This is a genomic window from Pseudomonas sp. GD04015 (assembly GCF_029837675.1).
GTDB classification, from domain to species: domain Bacteria; phylum Pseudomonadota; class Gammaproteobacteria; order Pseudomonadales; family Pseudomonadaceae; genus Aquipseudomonas; species Aquipseudomonas paralcaligenes.
Genome location: NZ_JAOEEE010000027.1, coordinates 64,570 through 72,061, shown reverse-complemented (window position 1 = coordinate 72,061; position 7,492 = coordinate 64,570). Strand labels below are relative to the sequence as shown.

Genomic DNA, 7,492 nt, shown 5'->3' with positions numbered 1-7,492 from the left:
GCAGCAGGGTGCGGATATCCCCGAGCACCTCGCCCAGGCGCTTGGTGAAGCGGGCGGCGGCGGCGCCGTTGATCACGCGGTGGTCGTAGGACAGCGACAGCGGCAGCATCAGGCGCGGCTGGAAGGCCTGGCCGTCCCACACCGGCTGCATGGTGGCCTTGCTGACGCCGAGGATTGCCACTTCCGGCGCGTTGACGATCGGCGTGAAGCCGGTGCCGCCGATGTGGCCGAGGCTGGAGATGGTGAAGCAGGCGCCCTGCATGGCGTCCGGCGAGAGTTTCTTGGTGCGCGCCTTCTCCGCCAGTTCGGCGGCCTCGCCGGCCAGTTGCAGCAGGCTCTTGCGGTCGACGTCGCGGATCACCGGCACCAGCAGGCCGTCCGGGGTGTCCACGGCGAAGCCGATGTGCACGTAGCCCTTGCGGATCAGCGCCTTGCCGCTCGGCGCCAGCGAGCTGTTGAAGTCCGGCAGTTCCCTGAGCAGATGGGCGCAGGCCTTGAGCAGCAGCGGCAGCACGGTCAGCTTGACCCCGGCCTTCTCCGCCACCGCCTTCTGTGCCACGCGGAAGGCTTCCAGCTCGGTGATGTCGGCGTTGTCGAACTGGGTCACGTGGGGCACGTTGAGCCAGCTGCGGTGCAGGTTGAGGGCGCCGACCTGCATCAGGCGGGTCATGGCCACTTCTTCCACCGGGCCGAACTTGCTGAAGTCCACTTCCGGGATCGGCGGGATGCCGGCGCCGCCGGTGGCGCCGGCCGGCGCGTCCTTGGGCCGCTGCAGCGCGGCCTTGACGTAGGCCTGCACGTCTTCCTTGAGGATGCGGCCCTTGGGTCCGGTGCCGGGGACGGCGGCCAGGTCGACGCCGAACTCGCGGGCGATCATGCGCACGGCAGGTCCCGCGTGCACCTTGCTGCCGTCGCGCACGGGGGCTGTGACCGCGGCGGCGGCCGCGGACAGGGCGGCGATGGCACCGACTTCGGCGGCCACCTCGGGCCTGGCACCGGGCGGAGTGCGGTGCACGGTCGAGTCGGCAGGTGCGGCCGCCTCTTGCTGAGCGGCCGGCGCGGCAGCGGATTCCTGCGGGGCGCCTCCCGCCACCTTCAGTTTGAGGATCGGGTCGCCGGTGCCGACCTCGGCGTCCAGCTTGACCAGCACTTCCTCCACCACGCCGGCGGCCGGCGAGGGGATTTCCATGCTGGCCTTGTCCGACTCCAGGGTGATCAGCGACTGGTCGGCCTCGATGCTGTCGCCGACCTTGACCAGCACTTCGATGACCTTGGCCTTGCCGGCCGAACCGATGTCCGGCACGCGGATGTCCTGCACGCTTTCGCCGGTCGGCGCTGGCGCCGGTTGTGGCGCGGCGGCGCCGGGCGCCTCGGCTTCGTCGACGGCCTGGGTCGGCGGGCTCGGTTCGGCAGCGGCGGCGGGCTCGGCCGCCTGGGCATCGCCCTCGACGTCCAGCACCAGCAGCTCGTCGCCTTCCTTGAGGCGGTCGCCCAGCTTGACCTTCAGCTCCTTGATCACCCCGGCCTTGGGCGAGGGGACCTCCATGGAGGCCTTGTCCGACTCCAGGGTCAGCAGGCTCTGTTCGGCCTCGATGCGATCACCGACCTTGACCAGCAGTTCGATCACTTCACCTTCGCCGCCGATATCGGGTACGCGAATCAACTCGCTCACAATGCGTCTCCTCAGCAGTCCAGGGGGTTGGTTTTTTCGGGGTCGATGCCGAACTTGGCGATGGCGTCGGCCAGCACCTTGGCTTCGATCTCGCCCCGGTCGACCAGCGCCTCGAGCGCGGCCAGCACCACCCAGTAGCGGTCCACTTCGAAGAAGTGGCGCAGTTTCTTGCGGCTGTCGCTGCGACCGAAGCCGTCGGTGCCGAGCACCTTGTATTCCTTGCTGGGCACCCACTGGCGCACCTGCTCGGCGAACAGCTTCATGTAGTCGGTGCTGGCCACCACCGGGCCCTTGCGTCCGGACAGGCATTCCTGGATGAACGCCTGGCGCGGCTTCTGGCCCGGGTGCAGGCGGTTCCAGCGTTCCACCGCCAGGCCGTCGCGGCGCAGTTCGTTGAAGCTGGTGACGCTCCACACGTCCGAGCCGATGTTGAACTCGTCACGCAGGATCTTCGCCGCCTCGCGCACCTCGCGCAGGATGGTGCCGCTGCCCAGCAGCTGGACGTGGTGGGCGGCCTCTTTCTTGTCCTCTTCGAGCAGGTACATGCCCTTGATGATGCCGTCCTCGGCGCCGGCCGGCAGGGCCGGCTGCTGGTAGGACTCGTTCATCACGGTGATGTAGTAGAAGACGTTCTGCTGCTGTTCGATCATCTCCTTGATGCCGTGGCGGATGATCACGGCCAGCTCGTAGCCGTAGGTCGGGTCGTAGGTGCGGCAGTTGGGGATGGTCGAGGCCATGATGTGGCTGTGGCCGTCCTCGTGCTGCAGGCCCTCGCCGTTGAGCGTGGTGCGCCCGGCGGTGCCGCCGACCAGGAAGCCGCGGGCACGGCTGTCGCCGGCGGCCCAGGCCAGGTCGCCGATGCGCTGGAAGCCGAACATCGAGTAGAAGATGTAGAACGGCAGCATCGGCTGGTTGTGGGTGGAGTACGAGGTGCCGGCGGCGATCCAGCTGGACATGGCGCCGGCCTCGTTGATGCCTTCCTCGAGGATCTGGCCCTTCTTGTCCTCGCGGTAGAACATCACCTGGTCCTTGTCGACCGGCTCGTAGAGCTGGCCCACGGACGAGTAGATGCCGAGCTGGCGGAACATGCCCTCCATGCCGAAGGTGCGCGCCTCGTCCGGCACGATGGGTACGATGCGCGCGCCCAGGTCCTTGTCCTTGACCAGCTGCGAGAGGATGCGCACGAAGGCCATGGTGGTGGAGATGTCGCGGTCGCCGGTGCCATCGAGGATCGCCTTGAGGGTATCCAGCGGCGGGGTCGGGATGCTGAAGCTCTGGGTGCGGCGCTGCGGCACGAAGCCGCCGAGGGCGCCGCGGCGCTCGTGCAGGTACTTGTATTCCGGGCTGCCCGGCTCGGCCTGGACGAAGGGCAGGTTCTCCAGCTCGTCGTCATTGACCGGGATGTCGAAGCGGTCGCGGAATTTCTTCAGGCTATCGATATCGACTTTCTTGGTGTTGTGCGCGGTGTTCTTCGCCTCGCCCGCGCCGGTGCCGTAGCCCTTGATGGTCTTGGCCAGGATCACGGTCGGCTGGCCCTGGTGGTTAACCGCCTGGTGATAGGCCGCGTACATCTTGTAGGGGTCGTGGCCGCCGCGGTTGAGGTTCCAGATCTCCTGGTCGGAGAGGTCCTTGACCATCTCCTTCAGCTCGGGGCTGTTGAAGAAGTGCTCGCGCACGTAGGCGCCGTCCTTCGCCTTGTAGTTCTGGTACTCGCCGTCGATCACTTCGTCCATGCGTTGCTGCAGCAGGCCGTCCTTGTCCTTGGCGAACAGCGGGTCCCAGAAGCGGCCCCAGACCACCTTGTTGACGTTCCACTCGGCGCCGCGGAACACGCCTTCCAGCTCCTGGATGATCTTGCCGTTGCCGCGCACCGGGCCGTCCAGGCGCTGCAGGTTGCAGTTGATGACGAAGATCAGGTTGTCCAGCTTCTCGCGGCCGGCCAGGGAAATGGCGCCGAGGGATTCTGGCTCGTCGCACTCGCCGTCGCCCATGAAGCACCAGACCTTCTGCTTGCCGGCGGGGATGTAGCCGCGGCTCTCCAGGTACTTCATGAAGCGCGCCTGGTAGATCGCCTGAATCGGGCCCAGGCCCATGGATACGGTGGGGAACTGCCAGAAGTCCGGCATCAGCCAGGGGTGCGGGTAGGAGGGCAGGCCCTTGCCGTCCACCTCGCGGCGGAAGTTGTTCATCTGCTCTTCGCTGATCCGCCCTTCGAGGAAGGCGCGGGCGTAGATGCCGGGGCTGGCGTGGCCCTGGTAGAACACCAGGTCGCCGCCGTGCTCCTCGGTCGGGGCCTGGAAGAAGTAGTTGAAGCCGATGTCGTAGAGGGTCGCGCTGGAGGCGAAGCTGGAGATGTGGCCGCCGAGGTCCGGGTCCTGCAGGTTGGTGCGCATCACCATGGCCAGGGCGTTCCAGCGCACCAGCGAACGGATGCGGCGCTCCATGAACAGGTCGCCGGGCATGCGTGCCTCGTGGCCGACCGGGATGGTGTTGCGGTAGGGCGTGGTGATCGCGTAGGGCAGCTGGGTGCCGCTGCGGGTGGCCAGTTCGCCCATGCGGGTCAGCAGGTAGTGGGCGCGGTCTTCACCCTCTTTGTCGAGGACGGACTCGAGGGCGTCCAGCCATTCCTGGGTTTCGACGGGATCGAGGTCTTGCATGGCTTGCTCCAGGGCGGAAAGGCTTCCAGAATCGGAGGCCTGGGCTCGTGCCCGCTTTTTGGGCGGGCCACGTGAAGTCGTGGTCGACCAGGGTGCTCGTGGTCGCTTTTGTAGTTTTACTACATTTCGATGGCAGCTGTAGAGCCCGGGACACATTCTTTAGTAGTAAAACTACAGTTTTCAGCAAGGGCAGTGGCGCCTGGGTGGATTCGGGTTTCACCGCCCGTCCCCAAGGATAGACCATGAGTTTGCCCCCACTGGCAGCCCTGCCGACCGCCCTTCAACCCCTCGCCGACCGTGCCTCCGCGCTGCTGCCCGAGGGCTGGTCCGCGACACGGACGGAGGCCTGGCGACGGCTCTGCGCGCTCAGCGATTTCGTCCACGAGCAGGCTGTGCGCGATGCCGGGTTGCTGCCGGCGCTGGGCGACAGCGGCGAGCTGGAGCGGCGTTTCGCCGCGGGCGAACTGCGCGAGCAACTGCAGGCCCTGCTGGCGGACTGCGCCGACGAGGACGAACTGGGCCGCCGCCTGCGTCGCTTCCGCAACCGCCAGCAGGTGCGCATCATCTGGCGCGACCTGAACCGCCTGGCCGACCTGGCCGAGACCTGCCGCGACCTCTCCGACCTGGCCGACGCCTGCATCGACGGCGCCTACCAGTGGCTCTACCCGCGCCACTGCGAGCAGTTCGGCACGCCGATCGGCAGCCGCTCCGGCCAGGCGCAGCACTTGGTCATCCTCGGCATGGGCAAGCTGGGCGCCTTCGAACTCAATTTGTCCTCGGACATCGACCTGATCTTCGGCTACCCGGAAGGCGGCGAGACCGAGGGCGTGAAGCGCTCGCTGGACAACCAGGAGTTCTTCACCCGCCTGGGCCAGCGCCTGATCAAGGCACTCGACGCGATCACCGTCGAGGGCTTCGTGTTCCGCGTCGACATGCGTCTGCGGCCCTACGGCTCGTCCGGCGCGCTGGTGCTCAGCTTCAACGCGCTGGAGCAGTACTACCAGGACCAGGGCCGCGACTGGGAGCGCTACGCCATGATCAAGGCGCGGGTGGTCGGCGGCGACCAGGCCGCCGGCAAGCAGCTGCTGGAGATGCTGCGGCCCTTCGTCTACCGCCGCTACCTGGACTTCTCCGCCATCGAGGCGCTGCGCTCGATGAAGCAGCTGATCCAGCAGGAAGTGCGGCGCAAGGGCATGAGCGACAACGTCAAGCTCGGCTCCGGCGGCATCCGCGAGGTGGAGTTCATCGCCCAGGCCTTCCAGCTGATCCACGGCGGGCGCGACCTCAGTCTGCAGCAGCGGCCTCTGCTCAAGGTGCTCGACACCCTGGAGGGCCAGGGCTACCTGCCGCCGGCGGTGGTCGCCGAGATGAAGGAGGGTTACGAATTCCTGCGCTACACCGAGCACGCCCTGCAGGCCATCGCCGACCGCCAGACCCAGATGCTGCCGGACGACGACCTCGACCGTGCGCGGGTGGCCTGCATCATGGGCTTCGCCGACTGGGCGAGCTTCCACGAACAGCTGGCGTACTGGCGCGGGCGCATCGAGTGGCACTTCCGCCAGGTCATCGCCGACCCGGACGAGGAGGACGACGGCGAGGTCGAGACCTGCGTCGGCGGCGAGTGGCTGCCGCTGTGGGAGGAGGCGCTGGAGCCGGACATGGCCGAGCGCCAGCTGGCCGAGGCCGGCTTCGAGGACCCGGCGGCCGCGCTCAAGCGGCTGATCGACCTGCGCGGCGGCACCCAGGTGCGCACCATGCAGCGCCTCGGCCGCGAGCGCCTGGACGCCTTCGTCCCGCGCCTGCTGGCCCAGGCGGTGGAACACGACAAGCCGGACCTGGTGCTGGAGCGGGTGCTGCCCCTGGTCGAGGCGGTGGCGCGGCGCTCGGCCTACCTGGTGCTGCTCACCGAGAACCCCGGCGCGCTGCTGCGGCTGATGACCCTGTGCGCGGCCAGCCCGTGGATCGCCGAGCAGATCACCCGCTTCCCGCTGCTGCTCGACGAACTGCTCAACGAGGGCCGCCTGTTCAAGCCGCCGCTGGCGCCGGAGCTGGCCGCCGAGCTGCGCGAGCGCTTGACCCGCATCCCCGAGGACGATCTGGAACAGCAGATGGAGGCCCTGCGCCACTTCAAGCTGGCCCACGGCCTGCGCGTGGCCGCCTCGGAGATCGCCGGCACCCTGCCATTGATGAAGGTCAGCGACTACCTGACCTGGCTGGCCGAGGCCATCCTCGACCAGGTGCTGGCCCTGGCCTGGCGCCAGACCGTGGCCAAGCACGGCACGCCGCGGCGCGCCGACGGCAGCCTGTGCGACCCGGACTTCATCATCGTCGGCTACGGCAAGGTCGGCGGACTGGAGCTGGGCCATGGCTCCGACCTGGACCTGGTGTTCATCCACGACGGCGACTCCCAGGCCGAGACCGACGGCGCCAAGCCCATCGACGGCGCCCAGTTCTTCGCCCGCCTGGGCCAGCGCATCATCCACCTACTGACCACCCAGACCACCTCGGGTCAGCTCTACGAGGTGGACATGCGCCTGCGCCCGTCCGGCGCGGCGGGGCTGCTGGTCAGCGCCCTCGGCGCGTTCCAGCGCTACCAGGAGAGCGAGGCCTGGACCTGGGAGCACCAGGCCCTGGTGCGCGCCCGGGTGCTGGCCGGCTGCGAGCGGGTGGCGGCTGGCTTCGAGCGGGTGCGGGCGGCGATCCTCGAACGCGAGCGCGACCCGGCCACGCTGCAGGCGGAAGTCAGCGAGATGCGCGCCAAGATGCGCGACAACCTGGGCACCCCGGCGACTGCCGCCGGCACCGCGGAAAATGCCTTCGAGGCGGCGTCCTCCTTCGATCTGAAGCAGGACGCCGGTGGTATCGTCGATATCGAATTTATGGTGCAATACGCGGCCCTGGCGTGGTCGCGGCAGCATCCCGAGCTGCACCGCTACACCGACAACATCCGCATTCTCGACGGCCTGCGCGATGTCGGGCTGATGCCCGCCGCCGACGTCGAGCTGCTGCAGGAGGCCTACAAGGCCTATCGCTCCGCCGCCCACCGGCAGGCGCTGCAGAAACAGCCGGGCAAGGTGGGCGGCGACCAGTTCGCCGAGGAACGGCGCAGCGTGATGCGCCTGTGGCGCGAGCTGGGGCTGAGCTGATCCGGGCCCGCGGGCTT

Annotated in this window: 3 protein-coding genes; 1 reads left to right on the top strand and 2 read right to left on the bottom strand. The window is 68.3% G+C overall.

Annotated elements, in window-relative coordinates:
* Together aceF and aceE are read right to left on the bottom strand one after the other, a co-directional pair.
* A partial coding sequence (gene aceF / locus N7640_RS19360; RefSeq protein WP_279906222.1) for a dihydrolipoyllysine-residue acetyltransferase occupies positions 1-1,672 on the bottom strand: 1,672 nt, incomplete at its 3' end.
* A gap of 11 nt (positions 1,673-1,683) precedes the next feature.
* On the bottom strand, positions 1,684-4,329 hold the full coding sequence (gene aceE / locus N7640_RS19355; protein WP_220811472.1) for a pyruvate dehydrogenase (acetyl-transferring), homodimeric type: 2,646 nt from the start codon (positions 4,327-4,329) through the stop codon (positions 1,684-1,686).
* A gap of 242 nt (positions 4,330-4,571) precedes the next feature.
* Here aceE and glnE point away from each other — a divergent pair, with 242 nt between their 5' ends.
* On the top strand, positions 4,572-7,475 hold the full coding sequence (glnE, locus tag N7640_RS19350; RefSeq protein WP_279904208.1) for a bifunctional [glutamate--ammonia ligase]-adenylyl-L-tyrosine phosphorylase/[glutamate--ammonia-ligase] adenylyltransferase: 2,904 nt from the start codon (positions 4,572-4,574) through the stop codon (positions 7,473-7,475).
* Positions 7,476-7,492: the final 17 nt, after the last annotated feature.

What these genes read in the sequence shown, in the direction of transcription:
- glnE (WP_279904208.1), top strand. Translation starts at nt 4,572, where the DNA reads ATGAGTTTGCCCCCACTGGCAGCCCTGCCGACCGCCCTTCAACCCCTC.
- aceE (WP_220811472.1), bottom strand. Translation starts at nt 4,329, where the DNA reads ATGCAAGACCTCGATCCCGTCGAAACCCAGGAATGGCTGGACGCCCTC.